At 72.0% G+C, this 16,961-nt stretch carries 17 protein-coding genes; 3 read left to right on the forward strand and 14 right to left on the reverse strand.

Features of this window, described 5'->3' with window-relative positions; genetic code table 11:
- Positions 1-431 precede the first annotated feature (431 nt).
- Positions 432-1,499: a threonine aldolase family protein gene (locus tag QNO26_RS13005; protein ID WP_257533625.1), complete on the forward strand. Its 1,068-nt coding sequence runs from the start codon at positions 432-434 to the stop codon at positions 1,497-1,499.
- A 16-nt stretch (positions 1,500-1,515) separates the two neighbouring features.
- On the opposite strand, the gene QNO26_RS13010 is transcribed toward QNO26_RS13005, so the two are convergent.
- From QNO26_RS13010 to QNO26_RS13065, 12 genes are all read right to left on the reverse strand, one after another.
- The gene (locus QNO26_RS13010; protein ID WP_257638682.1) at positions 1,516-1,956 is read right to left on the reverse strand and encodes a GNAT family N-acetyltransferase; all 441 of its coding nucleotides are present in this window, start codon (positions 1,954-1,956) and stop codon (positions 1,516-1,518) included.
- Between the two features lie 82 nt (positions 1,957-2,038).
- On the reverse strand, positions 2,039-3,280 hold the full coding sequence (locus QNO26_RS13015) for a four-carbon acid sugar kinase family protein (RefSeq protein WP_257533627.1): 1,242 nt from the start codon (positions 3,278-3,280) through the stop codon (positions 2,039-2,041).
- Complete coding sequence (locus tag QNO26_RS13020; RefSeq protein WP_257533628.1) at positions 3,277-4,155, reverse strand: NAD(P)-dependent oxidoreductase; 879 nt, start codon at positions 4,153-4,155, stop codon at positions 3,277-3,279. The genes QNO26_RS13015 and QNO26_RS13020 overlap by 4 nt, the downstream gene beginning before the upstream one ends.
- Positions 4,156-4,220: 65 nt before the next feature.
- Positions 4,221-5,603, reverse strand: coding sequence for an MFS transporter (locus tag QNO26_RS13025; RefSeq protein WP_257533629.1), 1,383 nt, complete (start codon positions 5,601-5,603; stop codon positions 4,221-4,223).
- A gap of 154 nt (positions 5,604-5,757) precedes the next feature.
- Positions 5,758-6,528 carry an SDR family NAD(P)-dependent oxidoreductase gene (locus QNO26_RS13030; RefSeq protein ID WP_257533630.1) on the reverse strand — a complete coding sequence of 257 codons (771 nt, stop codon included), beginning with the start codon at positions 6,526-6,528 and terminating at the stop codon, positions 5,758-5,760.
- Between the two features lie 10 nt (positions 6,529-6,538).
- Positions 6,539-7,519 carry a 3-hydroxyacyl-CoA dehydrogenase family protein gene (locus QNO26_RS13035; RefSeq protein ID WP_257533631.1) on the reverse strand — a complete coding sequence of 327 codons (981 nt, stop codon included), beginning with the start codon at positions 7,517-7,519 and terminating at the stop codon, positions 6,539-6,541.
- A gap of 25 nt (positions 7,520-7,544) precedes the next feature.
- Complete coding sequence (locus QNO26_RS13040) at positions 7,545-8,438, reverse strand: sugar phosphate isomerase/epimerase family protein (RefSeq protein ID WP_257638681.1); 894 nt, start codon at positions 8,436-8,438, stop codon at positions 7,545-7,547.
- 431 nt (positions 8,439-8,869) lie between these two features.
- Positions 8,870-9,595 (reverse strand): GntR family transcriptional regulator, encoded by a 726-nt coding sequence (locus QNO26_RS13045; RefSeq protein ID WP_257533633.1) that lies wholly within the window; start codon positions 9,593-9,595, stop codon positions 8,870-8,872.
- Positions 9,592-10,365: a triose-phosphate isomerase family protein gene (locus QNO26_RS13050; protein ID WP_257533634.1), complete on the reverse strand. Its 774-nt coding sequence runs from the start codon at positions 10,363-10,365 to the stop codon at positions 9,592-9,594. The genes QNO26_RS13045 and QNO26_RS13050 overlap by 4 nt, the downstream gene beginning before the upstream one ends.
- Positions 10,366-10,390: 25 nt before the next feature.
- Positions 10,391-10,846: a ribose-5-phosphate isomerase gene (locus QNO26_RS13055; RefSeq protein ID WP_257533635.1), complete on the reverse strand. Its 456-nt coding sequence runs from the start codon at positions 10,844-10,846 to the stop codon at positions 10,391-10,393.
- Position 10,847: 1 nt separating this feature from the next.
- Complete coding sequence (locus QNO26_RS13060) at positions 10,848-12,575, reverse strand: dihydroxyacetone kinase family protein (RefSeq protein ID WP_257638680.1); 1,728 nt, start codon at positions 12,573-12,575, stop codon at positions 10,848-10,850.
- Between the two features lie 83 nt (positions 12,576-12,658).
- On the reverse strand, positions 12,659-13,327 hold the full coding sequence (locus tag QNO26_RS13065) for an NUDIX hydrolase family protein (protein ID WP_257533637.1): 669 nt from the start codon (positions 13,325-13,327) through the stop codon (positions 12,659-12,661).
- A 50-nt stretch (positions 13,328-13,377) separates the two neighbouring features.
- Between QNO26_RS13065 and QNO26_RS13070 the strand changes: the two genes are divergently transcribed.
- On the forward strand, positions 13,378-14,043 hold the full coding sequence (locus QNO26_RS13070; RefSeq protein ID WP_257533638.1) for an alpha/beta hydrolase: 666 nt from the start codon (positions 13,378-13,380) through the stop codon (positions 14,041-14,043).
- On the opposite strand, the gene QNO26_RS13075 is transcribed toward QNO26_RS13070, so the two are convergent.
- Complete coding sequence (locus QNO26_RS13075) at positions 14,028-14,405, reverse strand: hypothetical protein (RefSeq protein WP_257533639.1); 378 nt, start codon at positions 14,403-14,405, stop codon at positions 14,028-14,030. The genes QNO26_RS13070 and QNO26_RS13075 overlap by 16 nt on opposite strands.
- Before the next feature lie 252 nt (positions 14,406-14,657).
- Here QNO26_RS13075 and QNO26_RS13080 point away from each other — a divergent pair, with 252 nt between their 5' ends.
- Entirely contained in the window at positions 14,658-16,352 is a 1,695-nt protein-coding gene (locus QNO26_RS13080; protein WP_257638679.1) for an ABC-F family ATP-binding cassette domain-containing protein, read from the forward strand.
- Positions 16,353-16,354: 2 nt separating this feature from the next.
- On the opposite strand, the gene QNO26_RS13085 is transcribed toward QNO26_RS13080, so the two are convergent.
- Positions 16,355-16,768 carry a GreA/GreB family elongation factor gene (locus QNO26_RS13085; protein ID WP_257533641.1) on the reverse strand — a complete coding sequence of 138 codons (414 nt, stop codon included), beginning with the start codon at positions 16,766-16,768 and terminating at the stop codon, positions 16,355-16,357.
- Positions 16,769-16,961: the final 193 nt, after the last annotated feature.

A 16,961-nucleotide genomic window follows, 5' to 3' on the forward strand; every position in this document is an offset into this window, starting at 1 on the left:
ACCTGCGGGCCGGCCCTCGCCGGTCCCGTGCACAACGTCGCTGATCCGTGGCCGAACCGGGGCCGCAGCCGCGAAAACCACGCCCCCAGGGGCGGAAAGGCGACGTTGTGCACGCCGGCGCGGCGCGGAGCATGGCCGGAGCGGCGCGGAGCATGGCCGGAGCGGCGCGGAGCATGGCCGGAGCGGCGCGGGCACGGCTCGGGGACCGGGCGGGGCGTGACGGCCGGGCCGTGCACAACGTCGCTGATCCGTGGCCGAGCCGGGGCCGCAGCCGCGAAACCACGCCCACAGGGGCGGAAAGGCGACGTTGTGCACGCCGGCGCGGCGCGGGGGCGAGCTCCCGCGCCGCCGAGACCAGCGCCCGCGCCGCGGAGACCGGGCGGGGCGGGTCCGCGCGGCGAGGTGAGCCGGCGTGGCTAGGCTGGACCACCGTGACGACCCTCCACGACACCACCGTCCGCGGCTTCGCCAGTGACAACTACTCCGGCGTGCACCCCGAGGTGCTCGCCGCCATCGCCGCGGCAGGCGGCGGCCACCAGACCGCCTACGGCGACGACGTCTACACCGCCCGCCTGCAGGAGGTGTTCGCCCACCACTTCGGCGGTGAGGTCGAGGCGTTCCCCGTCTTCAACGGCACCGGCGCGAACGTCACCGGCCTGCAGTCGATGCTGCCCCGCTGGGGCGCGGTCATCGCCGCGAGCACGGCGCACATCAACGTCGACGAGGGCGGCGCTCCCGAGCGCGTGGCCGGCATCAAGCTGCTGACCGTCCCGACCGACGACGGCAAGCTCACGCCCGAGCTGGTCGACCGCGAGGCGTGGGGCTGGGGCGACGAGCACCGGGCCCAGCCGCTGGTCGTCTCCATCACGCAGTCCACCGAGCTGGGCACGCTGTACACCCCCGACGAGATCCGCGCCCTCGCCGACCACGCCCACGCGCGCGGCATGCGCCTGCACCTCGACGGCGCCCGCATCGCCAATGCCGCCGCGGCCTTGGACCTGCCCCTGCGCGCCTTCACCCGCGACGCCGGCGTCGACGTGCTGAGCTTCGGCGGCACCAAGAACGGTGCGATGCTCGGCGAGGCGATCGTGGTGCTGGACCCCGCGGCATCCGAGGGACTGCGGTACCTGCGCAAGCTCAACATGCAGCTGTCGTCGAAGATGCGGTTCGTCTCGGCGCAGCTGATCGCCCTTCTGGAGCGCGACCTCTGGCTGCGCAGCGCCCGCCACGCCAACGCCATGGCGGCACGCCTGCGTGCTGGCGTCGAGGCCGGCATCGCCGACGGCTCGATCCGCGGCGTCGCGTTCACCCAGCCGACCCAGGTCAACGGCGTCTTCGCGACGCTCCCCGACGGCGTGGCCGATCAGCTGCGCGAGAGCTTCCGCTTCTACGACTGGGATGCCGCGCGCCGCGAGGTGCGCTGGATGTGCTCGTTCGACACGCAGCCCGAAGACGTCGACGCGTTCGTCGCCGAGCTGGCGCGTCTGACGCGCGGCTGACCGGCCCCGGCGCGCGCTACGGCGCCGCAGGCCGGGTCATCGGGATGTGGGGGATGTCGTCTTCGACGAAGACCTCCCCGGAACGGGTGAAACCGAAGCCCGCGTACCAGCCCTCGAGCTGCAGCTGCCCGTCCAGCACGATCTGCGCTTCGGCGCACGCGTCGACGGCGCGCCGCATGAGTTCCGCGGCGAGCCCCCGACCCCGAGCCGCCGCGGCCGTCGCGACCCGTCCGATGCGGCGGCCGTCGGTCTCCCGCAGCACGCGCAGCGTGGCGAGGACCTCGCCGTCCTCCTCCGCCCAGTACAGCCGGGCGCCCGGCTCGACGTCCCGGCCGTCGAGGTCGTCGTAGGCCGCGCGCTGCTCGACGACGAACACGTCGATGCGGAGCTTCAGGATCGAGTACAAGCGGACGGGGTCCATTTCGGCGGGGGCCGCCTCATGGAAGCTGACGGGCACGTCGAACACTCCTTCTTCACCGGGGGTGACACCCTCGATTATTTCAGGCGTGCGGATGCCGCGCCGCGCCGCCGACCACGGGTCAGTGCCCGAGCGCGGCCACCACGTCGAGAAGGGTCGACGGCCCGCCGACGTTTCCCGGGACGACGACGTACAGGCGGTCCTCGCCGTCGGCGGAGACGAGATCCCACACGGAGACCCCCGGCAGCACCTGGCCGCGCACGCGGGCGCGCGTGGCGCCGACGCCGGTGCGGGCCAGCTCCGCCGACGTGATGCCGCCCTTGGCGACGACCGCCTCGACGTCGGGGACGAGCGTCTTGACCGCGGTGGTGAGGGCGCGCATCACGAGCTCGCCGTGGCGCAGGGTGTTGTGCTCGGGCCGTCGCGTGCGCTCGGTCGAGATGATCGCGAGCCCGGTCTCAGCCAGTCGCTGCCTCGCCTCGGCGGCCGCCGCGCGCCCGGCGGCATCGGGGTCGGCGAACGCGTCGTCGGTGGCGATCACGACCGCAGGCCCGTGCCGCACCTCGAGCGGGGCGAGCTGCGCAGACGCCCCCGCGGTGTGCGACCCGCACGCGACGATCATGCGTGCCGGCTGCGTCACGAGCGGGGTGGGCAGCAGGCCGTCGGATGCCACTCCCGCGAGCGCCGCCGCGAGAGGCGCCGCGCTGCGCACCACCACGTCCCTGCCCGCCGCGCGCGCCTCGCGGATGCCGGCGGCGACGAGATCGATGTCGGTGTCGTCCGCCGCATCGGGAATGATCACCGCTCCGGCCGGCGCTGTCGCGATCGTGTCGGCGAGACCCCCGGCGCGCAGGTCGGACAGCGGCACGGCGACGGCGGGGCGTCCGGACTTCTCGGCGACGTAGTCCACCAGCACACCGGTGGTGAAGGGGAAGACCGGGTCGTCGGCGTACTCCGTCTCGTGCGCGGGAAGAGTCTCGTCGCCGATGCGCACGAGGTGCACGCCGTCGACCGTCGTGCGGCCTCCCGCGGGGAAGGCGGGGCAGAAGACGATGACGGATCCGTCGCCGACGAACTGCGTGGTCTCTGCGAACACGTGCCCCCGCAGGGTGGAGTCCCCCCGCAGCACGAACTGCACGTCTTCGCCCAGTGCGGCGGCGGCCGCCCGCGCGGCGTCGCGCACGTCGCGCACGAGGGCGACGGCGGCATCCTCGTCGATCGCCCGCGAGTTCGTCTGCACGTACACGCTGTCGGCGTGGGTGAGCGCCTCGCGGATGCCGTCGGCGTCGACCGCGAGCAGCACGTCGACCCCCGTGGCGGACTGCGTGCCGGTGGGGTCGTCGTCGAGCACCACGGTCTTCACGAGGCACTGCCCTCCCGGTAGGTCTCGATCACGCTGGAGTCATCGCGCCGCCCCAGACCACGCGCCTCCGCGGCAAGGAACCGCTCACGCGCCGACCGCAGCACGGGCAGGTCGATCCCCGCCGCCTCGGCCGCCTCGGCGACGAGCCCGGTGTCCTTGACGAAGATGCCCACCTGACTGAGCACCGGGGCGTCCTCGCCGGCGAGCATGCGCGGCCCGCGGTCACCGAGCATGAAGGATGCCGCCGCTCCCCCGCCGACGACGTCGAGGACGAACGCGGGGTCGAGGTCCAGCCGCTCGGCCAGGGCGAGCGCCTCCGCAGCGGCGACGATGTGCACCGCGGCGAGGTGCTGGTTGACGACCTTCACCGCCTGCCCCTCACCGACCCGGCCGCCCACCACGCGGGCGGTGCCGAGGGCGTCGAGGACCGGGGCGGCGTCGGCGAGCGCGGCCGGGGACCCCGACGCGAACAGCACCAGGTCGCCGCGGCCGGCGCGGGCGACTCCGCCGCTGACGGGCGCGTCGACGACCGCGGCCCCTGCCGCCTCCAGCCGCGCGGCCTCGGCGCGCACGACATCGGGGCCGACGGTGGCCGAGATGATCCAGGTGCGGCCGGCCGCGGCATCCGCGGCGAGCGCGGCATCCACCACCGCCGCCAGCTGCGCGCCGGTGGCGACCATGACGACCACGACCTCGACGTCACCGGCGTCGGCGATGTCGGCGACGGCGCGCACGCCGGCCGCCTCTGCCCGCTCCCGGCCGGCGGAGACGGGCTCCACCCCCACGAGCGGCAGTCCCGCGCGCACGATGCTCTCGGCCATCGGCAGCCCGATCGCGCCGAGTCCGACGAAGGCCACCTGGGGGTGACGGGCCATGGGATCTCCTCTTCCGGACGACGGGGGCACCGCGGTGCGGGGCGCTCAGGCGCCCCGCACCGGCGTCAGTGACCGGGGACGGGCGCGGCCTCCGCGTCTTCGAGCAGCGCGTCCGCCCGGGAACGGAAGAACTTCGTGCACGCCATCATGATCGCCGCGAGGAATCCGAACACACCGAGCGAGACCACGCCCCACGCCCCGGAGTCCGTCGGGAAGGCCTCGTTGATGCCGGTGCGCATGATGGGCGCGACGAAGCCGCCGAGGTTGCCGAGCGAGTTGATGAGGCCGATGCCGGTGGCCGCGGCCGCGCCGGTGAGGAACGCCGTGGGGAAGGACCACGTGATGGGACCGGTCGACAGGAACGATGCCACGGCGACGGTGATCGCGGCGATGCCCAGCAGCGCCAGCCCGTTCGCGCCGGCCCAGGCCGACACGAAGATCGACAGGCCCGTGATGATGAAGAATGCCGTCCCCCACGTGCGCCGGCGACGCAGGGTGTGCGCGTGCTTGCCGACGTAGTAGCAGGCGAAGAGGCCGACCGCCCACGGGATGGCGGTCACCAGACCCACCTCCCAGCCCACGGCCTTGCCGATGAGTCCGGAAACCTGCTGAGGCAGGTAGAAAGTGGTGCCGTACACCGCGATCTGCAGGCAGAAGTAGATGACGGTGAAGTACCAGACCTTCCAGTTCACCAAGGCCGCGCCGATACCTCGGGGGCCGTCGTCGTTCTTGATGGCATCCTCATGGTCCATCACCGCCTTCATCGCGGACTTCTCGTCGTCGCTGAGGAACTTCGCCTTCTGCGGTGAGTCGACGAGGAAGAAGATCGCGGCGATTCCGGCCACGACGGCGAGCATGCCCTCGGTGAAGAACATCACCTGCCAGCCGGCCCAGGGGGTGAACTGCTCGCCGAAGCTGATGAGGCCACCCGACAGCGGGGCGCCGATCATCTGCGAGAACGGCTGCGCGAGGTAGAACAGCGCGAACATCTGCACGCGGCGCTTGTTGGGGAACCACTGCGCCAGGAACATGATGACGCCGGGGAAGAGCCCCGCCTCGGTGACGCCGAGGAGGAACCGCAGCCACACGAACATCGTGTCGTTGGTGACGAAGGCGAACAGCGCAGCGACGATGCCCCAGGTGATCGCGATGCGGGCCAGCCAGAATCGGGCGCCGAACTTGTTCAGCAGCAGGTTCGACGGGATCTCGAAGATCGCGTAGCCGATGAAGAAGATGCCGGCTCCCAGGGCATAGGCCCCGGCGGTGATGCCGCGGTCGACCGAGAGGGCCTCCTCGGCGAACCCGACGTTCGTGCGATCCAGGAACGCGACGAAGTACAGGATGATGAGCATCGGCATGAGGCGATAGGTCGCCTTCTTGATGCCGCTGTTCAGGTGCGGGCTGTCCAGCAATGCGCGCGCGGCGGCGCTGTCCGAGGTGGTTGACACGGTCCGACTCTCCTTCGAGCAGTGTGTGGAACGGGGCGCCCCGGCTAGCCGCCGAGACCGGGCAGAATGAGTGCGACGCCGACGGCGAGGCAGATCACTCCGATGACGAGGTAGGCGATACGACCTTTCGACCAGGAACGGGACATGGGTTTCCTCAGTGCATGTAGAGACCGCCGTCGACGTTCAGGGTCTGACCCGTCACGAATCCGGCGTCTTCGCTGATGAGATACGCCACCGCTGCCGCGATGTCGAGGGGGTTGCCGATGCGCGGCAGCACGCCGTCGGCGGCCATGGCCTGCTTGCGCTCGTCCGAGAGCGTGCCGCCCATGATGTCGGTGTCGATGGGCCCGGGCGAGATGACGTTGGCGGTGATCCCGAGCGGCCCGAGCTCCCGCGCGATCGAGCGCATGAGGCCGATGACGCCGGCCTTCGACGCCGAGTAGGGGGTTTTGGAGAAGGTTCCGCCTCCCCGCTGGGCCGATACCGACGAGATGCCGATGATGCGCCCGACCCCCGACGCGACGAGGGATGCCGCCACGCGCTGGGTCACCCAGTGCACGCCTTCGAGGTTGACGCCGAGCACCCGGTGCCACTCCTCGGGGGTGACCTCGAGGTAGGGCACCGGCGAGGACACGCCGGCGAAGTTCACGAGGGCCACCAGTTGCGGCAGCTCAGCCTCGAGCGTGTCGACGGCGGCGACGGCCTGCTCGCGGTCGGCGAGGTTCGCGCCCACGCCCGCGGCCTTCACACCGTGGGTGGCGGCGACGTCCCGTGCGGTGGCCGCAGCCGCCTCACCGTCGACGTCGATGATGCCGACGTTCCAGCCGAGTCCGGCCAGGTGGTAGGCGGTCGCCCTGCCGATGCCGCGGGGGCTCGCGGCGCCGGTGAGGATGACGGTGCGGTCAGCGGGGAAGGGAGTCACCATCGCCGGTCCTTCAGCTCTCACCGGCGGCGGCCGGCTGGATGGGGGCGGGACCGAGCTCATCGAGGAGCTTCTGCATCGCCACGTACGCCTTGTTGCGGTAGGCGATGAGTTCGGGGGTGCGCTCAGCGGGCACATCGAGGAAGCCCGCTCCGGACTTCGTGCCGAGCTTGCCTGCTGTGACGAGGTCCTCGAGGATCTTCGGGGTGGCGAACCGCTCGGGGAACTCCGTCTGCAGCGACGCGTAGCAGAACGCGTACACGTCGAGCCCGGCCATGTCGGCGACCGCGAACGGCCCGAAGAAGGGCAGCCGGAATCCGAAGGTCGTGCGCACGATCGTGTCGATATCCTCCGGGGTGGCGACACCCTCCTCGACCAGCTGCGTCGCCTCGTGGAACAGCGCGTACTGCAGTCGGTTGAGGACGAACCCGGTGGCATCCTTCACGCGAGCCGTCTGCTTGCCGGTCGCGGCGACGATCTGCTCGACGACCGGGATGATCGCGGGATCCGTGGCGGCATGTGGGATGAGCTCCACGCCGGGGATGAACGGTGCCGGGTTGGAGAAGTGAACGCCGAGGAAGCGCTCGGGGTTGACCACCGCCTCGGCGAGCTTGCCGATGAGGATCGTCGACGTGTTGCTGCCGATGATCGCGTCGGGGGCGGCGGCTTCGCTGATGCGGCGGAGCGTGGCGTGCTTGATCTCGATCTTCTCCGGCACCGCCTCTTCGATGAAGGTCGCCCCGGACACGGCTTGCTCGATCGTGGTCGCCGTCACGCGTGCGGCGATGATCGCCGGCGCGTCGGCGGGGAACAGCCCATCGGCGGCGAACTGCTCGGCCTCGGCGATGAGGCGCTCGCGGTTGCCCTCGGCGATGGCGAGGTCGACGTCGGCGATGCGCACGTCGGCGCCCGACAGCGCCAGCACCTGGGCGATGCCGCCGCCCATGTAGCCACTGCCGATCACGGCGTAGACGGGACGGGTGGTTTCGGTCATGGCGTCTCCTTCGACGTCGTGCGGCTCATTCGCTCGCGGGGTCGGGCAGCAGCGACTGCAGGTACGTGCGGTTGGTGGCGCAGACCCCGAGGCTGTCGCCTCCGTACTGCTCCATGAGGAAGGGGCCGCGGAAGCCGACCTCGATGGCGAGGGAGACCATGGCCCGGTAGTTGATGAGGCCCTGCTCCATCGTCGTGGGCACCGAGGTGAACCAGCTGCCGTCGACGGCCTCGTCGCGGGTGTAGTTCTTGACATGCCAGTAGTTGGCGTAGGGCAGCGTCTTCTCGTGCATCTCGCGCCAGTCCTCGATGGGCCGGTGCAGGCGGATGAGGTTGGCGATGTCAGGGTTGAGCCCGACGTTGTCGAGCCCGATCTCCTCGATGAGGCGCACCGCGCTGTCTGCGGTGCCGAGGTAGGTGTCCTCGTACATCTCCAGTGACATCGGCAGCCCGACGGATGCCGCGTGCTCGCCGAGCTCGCGCAGGCGCTTCACCGCGAGGGCGCGGGTGTCGGCATCGTCGGGGTCGACGGGCCCGGGCGCGGTCCAGAACCACAGTGCCCGGCGCTGGGCCTCGGTGAACGGCTGGTGCAGGCCCGTGGAGAACACCTGCAGGCCGAGTTCGGCCGACGCGTCGATCGTGCGATGGGCGTAAGCGAGGTTCTCCTCGCCGCGACCGGGCTGGATGACGCTCTGACGCTGCACGTGCACCGAGATCGGGGTCACGCCGTGGGCGCCGGCGATGGCCAGCAGCTCATCGCGGCGCGACGGCTCCAGGTCGGCGGGGCGGATGTGGCTGTCGGCCAGCTCGATGGCGGTGAAGCCCAGCCGAGCGACCTGGGCGAAGATGTCGTCCCAGACTTCCGGCGCCGCATCGTGCAGCGCCGTCCCATCGCGTCGGACGGGCGGGAATCCGTGCATGCACACTGCGATCGGCCACGTCCGGCTGTCCAGGGCGGGGGGTGGCGAATCTGTCATGACGTCTCCATTGGCGTGTCTGCCGAGGCGCTCTCGGGCTCGGTTCGTCGATCCTACAGGAAATAGGCCCAGAGGGAAGGGGCAGATCACCCCGGTCGTTGAGCGAGCGCAGCGAGACGAAACGCCCCACGCCCTCCCGGTCGTTGAGCGAGCGCAGCGAGACGAAACGCCCGCCCGCCACGTTTCGTCTCGGTCGCTGCGTTCCCTCGCTCAACGACCCCCGCGCCTTCCGGTCGTTGAGCGAGCGCAGCGAGACGAAACGCCCACACCCTTCCGGTCGTTGAGCGAGCGCAGCGAGACGAAACGCCCGCCCGCCACGTTTCGTCTCGGTCGCTGCGCTCCCTCGCTCAACGACCCGGGACCCGCCGGTGCAGTCAGCCGCGCTCGACGTCGAGGGACCGGGAGCGCACCAGCTCGATGTGCCGGCGCATCGCCCGCTCCGGCGCGCGGGAATCGTCGCCGGCGAACGCCTCCACGATCGCGGCGTGCTCGGCGATCGCCTCGCGCACATCGGTGACACCGTGCAGCGCCGCCTGGCGCATGCGGTGCAGCTGCGCCGCGAGGGCGTCGGACATCTCGGTGAGGTAGTGGTTGCGGCAGTGATCGAACACGACCCGGTGGAAGGCGGCATCCGCGGCGAAGTAGGCCGTCGTCAGCGCCACATCGGTGTCACCGGAGGCCATCGTGGCGATGACCTGCTCGCCGACGCTGCGGTGGTGCTCCTGCGCGTCGCGCAGCTCGGCCACCATCGCCGCCGAGGCGGGCGTGGCCAGCCGCGCGGCGGTCGCCTCGAGCATGAGCCGCGCGTCGAACAGCTCGGCCAGCTGGGACGGCTTCAGCAGCGGAGCCACACGGTACCCCTTGAGTGCCTCCCGGCTGACCAGCCCGGTGCGCTCGAGCTGCACCATCGCCTCGCGCACGGGGGTGGGGGAGACCTCCAGCTGACGGGCGATCGTGTCGATCGACAGCCGAGCCCCGGGGGCGACGTCGCCGCTGAGCAGCAGCTGCAGGATGCGCTCGTACACGTGGTCGCGCAGTCCCCGCCGTTCGATGGTGCCGGTGAGGGCACTGAGCCCGCGGGGGTCCTGCTGCAAGGTCATCGGGTGTCCTCCTGGGATGCCGGCGTCAGATGAGACGCCTCATCGAGTATCTCGCCGAATGCGGCCGGCTCGTGCGCGAAGCGGCCGAGGAAGATCCCGTCGACCGCGTCGGCGATGTCGGAGAGGAGGCCGGGACCGGCGCTTCCGCCGTAGATGACCGACGCCTGCTCGGGCGCCGCAGCGAGGTGGGTGCGCAGTGCCGCGCAGACGGCACGGATGTGGTCGGCGCGCGCCGGCTCCGCCGCCCCGATCGCCCAGATCGGCTCGTAGGCGACCACGATCTCGCCGTGAAGACCCGCCGCCCGCGCCGCGGCCAGGCCGGAGTCGATCTGCCGCGCGACCTCCGTCGCCGCAGCCGCGGCGCTGCCGCGCTCCGCCTCCCCCACACACAGGATCGGCACCAGGGCGTTGCGCTGGGCGGCCGCCACCTTGGCCGCGACCACCTCGTCGGTGTCGCCGAAGAGACGCCGACGTTCGGCGTGGCCGACCTCGACGTAGCGGCATCCGAGCTCTGCCAGCACCGCGCCGCTGACCTCACCGGTGTACGGCCCCTCGTCGTGTGCGGCGATGTCCTGCGCCCCGACGGACAGCCCCACCGGGGCGCCGATCTCGACGCACGCCGGAATGGACGGGTACTGCGGGATCACGAACGCCGAGACCCGGCCTGCGGCGACGGCGGGGTGCGCCGCCACCTGGGCGGCCACCTCCTGCGTCCACGCCACGGTGCGGGCGTGCGAGAAGTACATCTTGAGGCTCGTGCCGATGAGCATCCGAACTCCCCCGCGCCGCTGCCGGTCAGGCCTCTTCGTACGCGCAGATCTCCTGCACCTTCTCGTTCGAGGCGCTCTCGGGGTCGAAGGTGTAGGTCAGCCATTCGCGCACGAGTCGTCGCGCGAGCTCCAGCCCGACCACGCGCTGCCCCATGCACAGCACCTGCGCATCGTTGGACAGCACCGCACGCTCCACGCTGTAGGGGTCGTGCGCCGTCACCGCGCGGATGCCGTTGACCTTGTTCGCCGCGATCGCCACACCGAGCCCCGTGCCGCAGATGAGCAGGGCCCGGTCGGCGTCACCGGCGGCGACGCGCTCGGCCGCCGCGATCGCGATCGCGGGATAGTTCGTGTGCCCATCGGCATCCACCCCCACGTCCACGACCTCGGCCACCAGGTCGTTGGCCTCGAGGTCGGCCTTGAGTCGTTCCTTGTACTCGAAGCCCGCGTCGTCCGAGCCGATCACCAGTCGTAGTGCCATGTCAGTCCTCCTCCTTCAGAACGTCGAGTACGGTGTGCGCCACCAGCGCGAAGGACACCGCCCCGGGGTCAGGGGTTCCGAGACTCCTGTCGCCGTGCGACCGCGCCCGTCCCAGCCTGGCGGTCAGCTCCGACGTCTGCTGCGCGGCCGCCGTGGCCACCTCGGCCGCGTGCGCCCAGGCATCCGTCAGCGCGTCGTCTGCGGCGACCCTCTCAGCCAGGTCGTCGACGAACGGGACGATCGCATCGATCATCGTCTTGTCGCCCGGGCGGGCATCGCCGAACGCCATGACGGCGTCCTTCATCCCCACGACGCCCGTCGTCACGCGCTCCGCGGTGACGGCGTCGTCATCGCCGAGCACGGCGCCGAGCGCGCTGAGCATCTCGCCCCAGATGGCGCCGGACGTGCCGCCGCCCTTGTCCGCCCACGCCTCGCCGGCGTGCTCGAGTGCGGTGCGCGCGCCCGCTCCGGCGTCGACGGCGGCCTGGGCGGCCTCAGCCGCCGCCCGGCTGCCGCGCTGCATCCCGATGCCGTGGTCGCCGTCGCCGGCGACGCGGTCGAGGCGCCCGAGCTCGTCGGCGTGGGCGTCGAGCATCACCGCCGTCGCGCTCACGGCGCGGGCGATCACGGTGGCAGCGGCGCGCGAGGCGTCGGTGGCTTCGCCGATCTCCTGGGCTTCGTCCAGCGCGGCGATCTCGTCGTCGCCCACCGCACGGCGGTCGGGGACCGCGCCGCGACGGAAGGCGGGCGTGTCGCACGGCGCCAGCCAGAGGCGCTCGAGCTCGTCGTCGAGCCACAGCAGGGTGAGGGAGGCGCCGGCCATGTCGAAGCTCGTGCAGAACTCGCCCACCTCCGGCGAGACGACGACGGCGCCCGCCGCGGTCAAGAGGCGATCGATCGAGCGATAGACGACGAAGAGCTCCTCGTATTTCACGCTCCCGAGGCCGTTGAGGATCGGCACCACGCGGGCGCCGGGAAGGCTGACACCGTCGGGCAGCTCGTCGAGCAGCTTCGCGACGAACATCTCCGCGAGCTGCGCGGCGGTGGGGACGTCGACTTCGTCGATGCCCGGCTCACCGTGGATGCCGAGCCCCACCGCCATGCGACCGGTGGGAACGTCGAAGAGCGGTCCGTCCGCGCCGGGCAGCGTGCACCCGCCGAAGGCGACGCCGAACGATCGCGTGCGCGCGTTGGCGAGCCGGGCGACGCGCTCGACGTCGTCGAGGCCGGCGCCCTCCTCGGCGGCGGCCCCCGCCACCTTGAACACCACGAGGTCGCCCGCGATGCCGCGGCGGCGGTCGAGGTCGTCCTTCGGCGCGCTCCAGACGTCGTCGGTGACGAGCACCGTGCGGCAGTCGATCCCCGCGTCCCGCAGGCGAGCCTGCGTCTGCCCGAAGTGCAGCACGTCACCGGCGTAGTTGCCGAAGCTCAGCAGCACGCCGCGTCCTTCGTGCGCCGCGGTGGCGACCGACTGCACCTGGTGAGCGGACGGCGAGGCGAAGAGGTTGCCCATCGCCGCGCCGTGGGCGAGCCCGGGCCCGACCAGGCCGCCGAACGCCGGGTAGTGGCCGCTCCCGCCGCCGATGACGACGGCGACCGTCGGCTCAGAGCCGCGGGTGGAGCGCACGACGCCGCCGGTGACCGGACGCACCCAGCGCGCGGATGCCGCGACGAAGCCTTCGATCATCTCCTCGGCGAAGTCGTCGGGATCGTTGAACAGGCGCGTCATCGCGGTCTCCTCTGGCGGGAAGCAGGATGCGCCGATCCTATTGGAAATTGGATCAGACGGGAACCCGCGAGGCGGCATCCGCTTCAGCGCAGGGCGCCCACCGAGGCCAGGGCGAGACGCACGAGCGTGCCCCTGCCGCCTTCCATCTCCGCCGACAGCGCGTCACTGGATGCCTCCTCCGGGGTCATCCACGTGACTTCGAGGGCGTCCTGCCGCGGTTCGCAGGTGCCCGAGACCGGCACCACGAAGGCCAGCGAAACCGCATGCTGGCGGTCGTCGTGGAACGCGCTGACGCCGGGGATCGGGAAGTACTCGGCCACCGTGAACGGCACAGGCTGGGGCGGCAGCAGGGGAAAGGCCATCGGACCCAGGTCGTTCTCGACGTGGCGGAAAAGGGCATCGCGCACCGTCTCGCCGTAGCGCACGCGTCCCGAGACGATGGTGCGGGTGATCTCCCCCAGCGGGGTGGCACGCAGCAGGATGCCGACCTCGGTCACCGCACCCACGCCGTCGGTGCGCACGGGCACGGCCTCGACGTAGAGCATGGGCAGGCGGCGGCGGGCCTCTGCCAGCTCCACCTCGGTGAGCCACCCGGGATTCTGCGCCGAGCCCGAGACGGGCGACCCGAAGCTGCTGCCGCCGAGCGGGTGACCGGGGCGGTCGTAGGGCGCACCGCCGGGGCGGAGGGGATCGCGCGGCGAGTCGTCGTCGTCGCGGTCGCCGGGTTCGGGGTCGGGGGTACGGACGGCCATGCACTTATGTATACCCTCCCGGTGTCGGTGCGTCCTGTCAGGATGGAGACATGGTCGCCGTTCCCGCCCTCGATCCCGATGCCGTGCGCTGGTCGGCGCCGCCCGCCGAGAGAGCGGGGCGGCCGCTGCTGGTGATGCTGCACGGGTACGGCGCCGACGAGCACGATCTGTTCGCCTTCGCACCGCACCTGCCGGCCGACTTCGTGGTGGCGGCCGTGCGTGCGCCGCTGCTGCCGCCGTTCCCGACGCCCGGGTACTCCTGGTATCCGATCGAGGGGCTCCAGAGCCGACGGCCCGAAGACGTCACGGCGGCCGCGGAGCGGCTCGTGCAATGGCTGGATGCCGAAACGGATGCTGCATCCGTCGGACTCCTCGGGTTCTCGCAGGGTGCGTCGGTCGCGCTGCAGGCGATGCGGCTGCAGCCGGACCTCGTGTCGTTCGCGGTGAACCTGAGCGGCTATGTGGCCCCCGGTGCGCTGCCGGGCGACGCGCACCTCGCGGAGCTGCGACCGCCCGTGTTCTGGGGCCGCGGCACGCATGACGATGTGATCCCGCTCGCCCAGATCGAGCACACGGTGCAATGGCTCCCCGAACACGTCGACTTGAGCGGCCGGGTCTACACGGGCCTTGCCCACAGTGTTTCCCAGGAGGAACTCGACGACGTCGTGACGTTCCTGCGCAAGCGCCTCGAGGCCGCCGCTCAATCCCCGTCGTAACGGTCGGGGCCGGCATCCTGCCCGGCGTCCGAACCGGCACCGTCCCCGTCGATCACATGCGGGTCGCCCGCGATGAGGCGCTCGTCGGGTGGGGGTGCCGGCGCATCCGCCGGGGCCGCCGCGGTAGCCGCGGCCGCCGTGACGGAGCGGCCACCGGCCGTCGGCACCTCGTCGGGGTCGAGGTCCACCGATGGCTGGAACGCGACCGCGAACACGAGCGCGAAGGCCACACCCAGCCCGATGCCGAGCGCCACGTTGCTCAGAATCGCGCCCATCGCGGTGCCGATGACGGCGCCGAGCAGCAGCCCGAACGCCCAGGCGCCCGCCGTCGCCCATGCCTCCCTGCCCCGCCCGCCGTCCATGCCGGGCAGAGTAGCCCGCCTTCGACCGCAGGGCTATGCTGTCGACGACCTCGTCCCGGACGTGAGGAATGAAATGACGAAGATCGTGGCCGCGCAGCACACGCGCTGAACGTCGATCCTTCGACGCGGAGGCGCATCCCTGCGCTGACCCGTCGATCCCGTCGCCTCCGGCCCGATTCCTCGCCCGCCGTGACCGCGCCCTTCGTGTCAGCGCACCCCTGCATCCACAGGGCCGACACACGAAGGACGCTCATGCCCATTCCCACTCCCCCCACCCCGTCGGTCGTCCTGGACCGCGTCTCGTTCGCCTGGCCGGACGGCACACCCGCGCTCACCGAGGTGTCCGGTGCGTTCGGCGCCGGACGCACCGGACTCGTCGGCCGCAACGGCGCGGGCAAGTCCACACTGCTGCGGCTGATCGCCGGCGACGTCGCCCCCACGGGCGGTCAGCTCGCCGTGACCGGCGACGTCGCCCGCCTGCCCCAGACGCTCACGCTGTCCGTCGACCACCCCGTGGCCGATCTTCTGGGCATGGGTCCCACACTGCGGGCGCTGCGGGCCATCGAATCCGGCGATGCCGACCCCGCTCACTTCGACGCCGTCCGCGACGACTGGGACGTCGAGTCCCGCGCGGTCGCCGCCCTGGCCGACGCCGGGCTGCCACCGGACGCGCTGGACAGGCGGGTCGGCGAGATCTCCGGCGGCGAGGCGGTGCTGACGGCGGTGGCCGGCCTCCGCCGTCAGCGCGCTGCAGTCACCCTGCTGGACGAGCCGACGAACAACCTCGACCGGGAGGCGCGGGCACGGCTGACGGCGATGGTGCGCGACTGGCCCGGTGCGCTGATCGTGGTGAGCCACGACGTGGCCCTGCTGGAGACGATGGACGACACCGCCGAGCTCTACGCCCACACCCTGTCGACCTTCGGAGGCCCCCACTCGGTGTGGCGCGAGGCGATCGAGCGCGAGCAGACCTCCGCGCGGCAGGCCGAGCGGGCCGCCGCGCAGAGCGTCCGCCGGGAGAAGCGCGACCGCATCGCCGCCGAAGCGACCCTCGCCTCGCGTGCCGCGATGGGACGCAAGGCGCAGCGCGAGAAGCGCGTGCCCGGCATCGTCTCCGGCAACCGCCACTCGGCCGCGCAGGTCTCGGCGGGGCGTCTGCGCGGGATGGTCGCCGAGCGGGAGTCCGACGCGCGTGCGGCATGGGACGCCGCAGAGCGACGGGTGCGCGACGACGAGCCGGTGCGCATCGACCTCCCCGACCCCGGCGTGCCTGCCGCCCGCCGGATCGCCACCCTCGGCGACGGCGAGCGCGCCTGGGTGCTGCAGGGGCCCGAGCGCACCGCGCTGGTGGGGCCGAACGGCGCCGGCAAGACGACCCTGCTGGAGCAACTGGTGGCGGAAGACGCGCCCGGTCGTGGCGCGGGCGGCGTGCACGACGTCGCCGATCCGGGCCGGGACGCGGCCGGACCGCCCGCATCTGGCCGCACTGCGCCGTTCTGGCGACGTTGTGCACGCGCCGAGGCGCACACCGACCGCATCGGCTACCTGCCGCAGCGCATCGACGGGCTCGACGAGGCCGCGTCGGTGATCGACAACGTGCGGGCCGCGGCGCCGGACGCTGTTCCCGCCGACCTGCGCAACCGGCTGGCCAGGTTCCTCATCCGCGGAGCGACCGTTGACCGCCCGGTGGCGAGCCTGTCAGGCGGCGAGCGCTTTCGGGTCGCCCTGGCCAGACTGCTGCTGACCGAGCCGCCACCGCAGCTGCTGATCCTGGACGAGCCGACGAACAACCTCGACCTCGACACCGTCGATGCGCTCGTGGTGGCGCTGGGCGCCTACCGCGGCGCCGTGCTCGTGGTCAGCCACGACGACGCGTTCCTCGCCAGGCTCCGCCCCGACCTGGTGCTGCACCTCGCCGCCGACGGCACGATGTCCGAGCGCGGGTGAGATCAGCCGAAGGGAACGGCCGAGACGACGGCGACCTCGAGGGTCGAGCCGTTCGGCGCGGCGAAGCTCACCGTCTCCCCCACAGAGCGGCCGGTGATGGCCGCTCCGAGCGGCGACGACGGGGAGTACACGTCGAGGTCGACCTGGCCGCCCTGCTTCACCAGCTCGCGGCTGCCGAGGAGGAACGTCTCCTCCGAGCCGTCGCGCGTGAACCGCACCGTCACCGTCATGCCGGGCTCGACGAGTCCGTCATCGGGCTTGGCGCCGACCTCGGCGCGGCGGATCAGGTCACGCAGTTCGATCTCGCGCAGCCGGTCGGCGTCGGCGTCGGCGCGGCGGCCCAGCTCTTCGAGCTCGGCTTCCAGCGACGCCAGCGTCGCCGCCGTCATCCACACGGTGTCCTTCTGATCTGACATGACTGCCCCTTCCCGCCCGTGGCAAAGATCTTCCAGCCTATCGCCCTGCGGCGCGGAAGGCCAACGCGCGGCGGGGGCGGCGGTCCTGCGGCGTCGCGAACCCACATCCTCCCTACCGGCCCACACGTCCCGCGCGGGTGCTGCGCGTGGGCTCGTGCACACCATGAGGGCTCGCGGTTCGGGGCGGACGCAC

Source organism: Microbacterium sp. zg-Y1090 (assembly GCF_030246945.1).
In the GTDB taxonomy this organism is placed as follows: domain Bacteria; phylum Actinomycetota; class Actinomycetes; order Actinomycetales; family Microbacteriaceae; genus Microbacterium; species Microbacterium wangruii.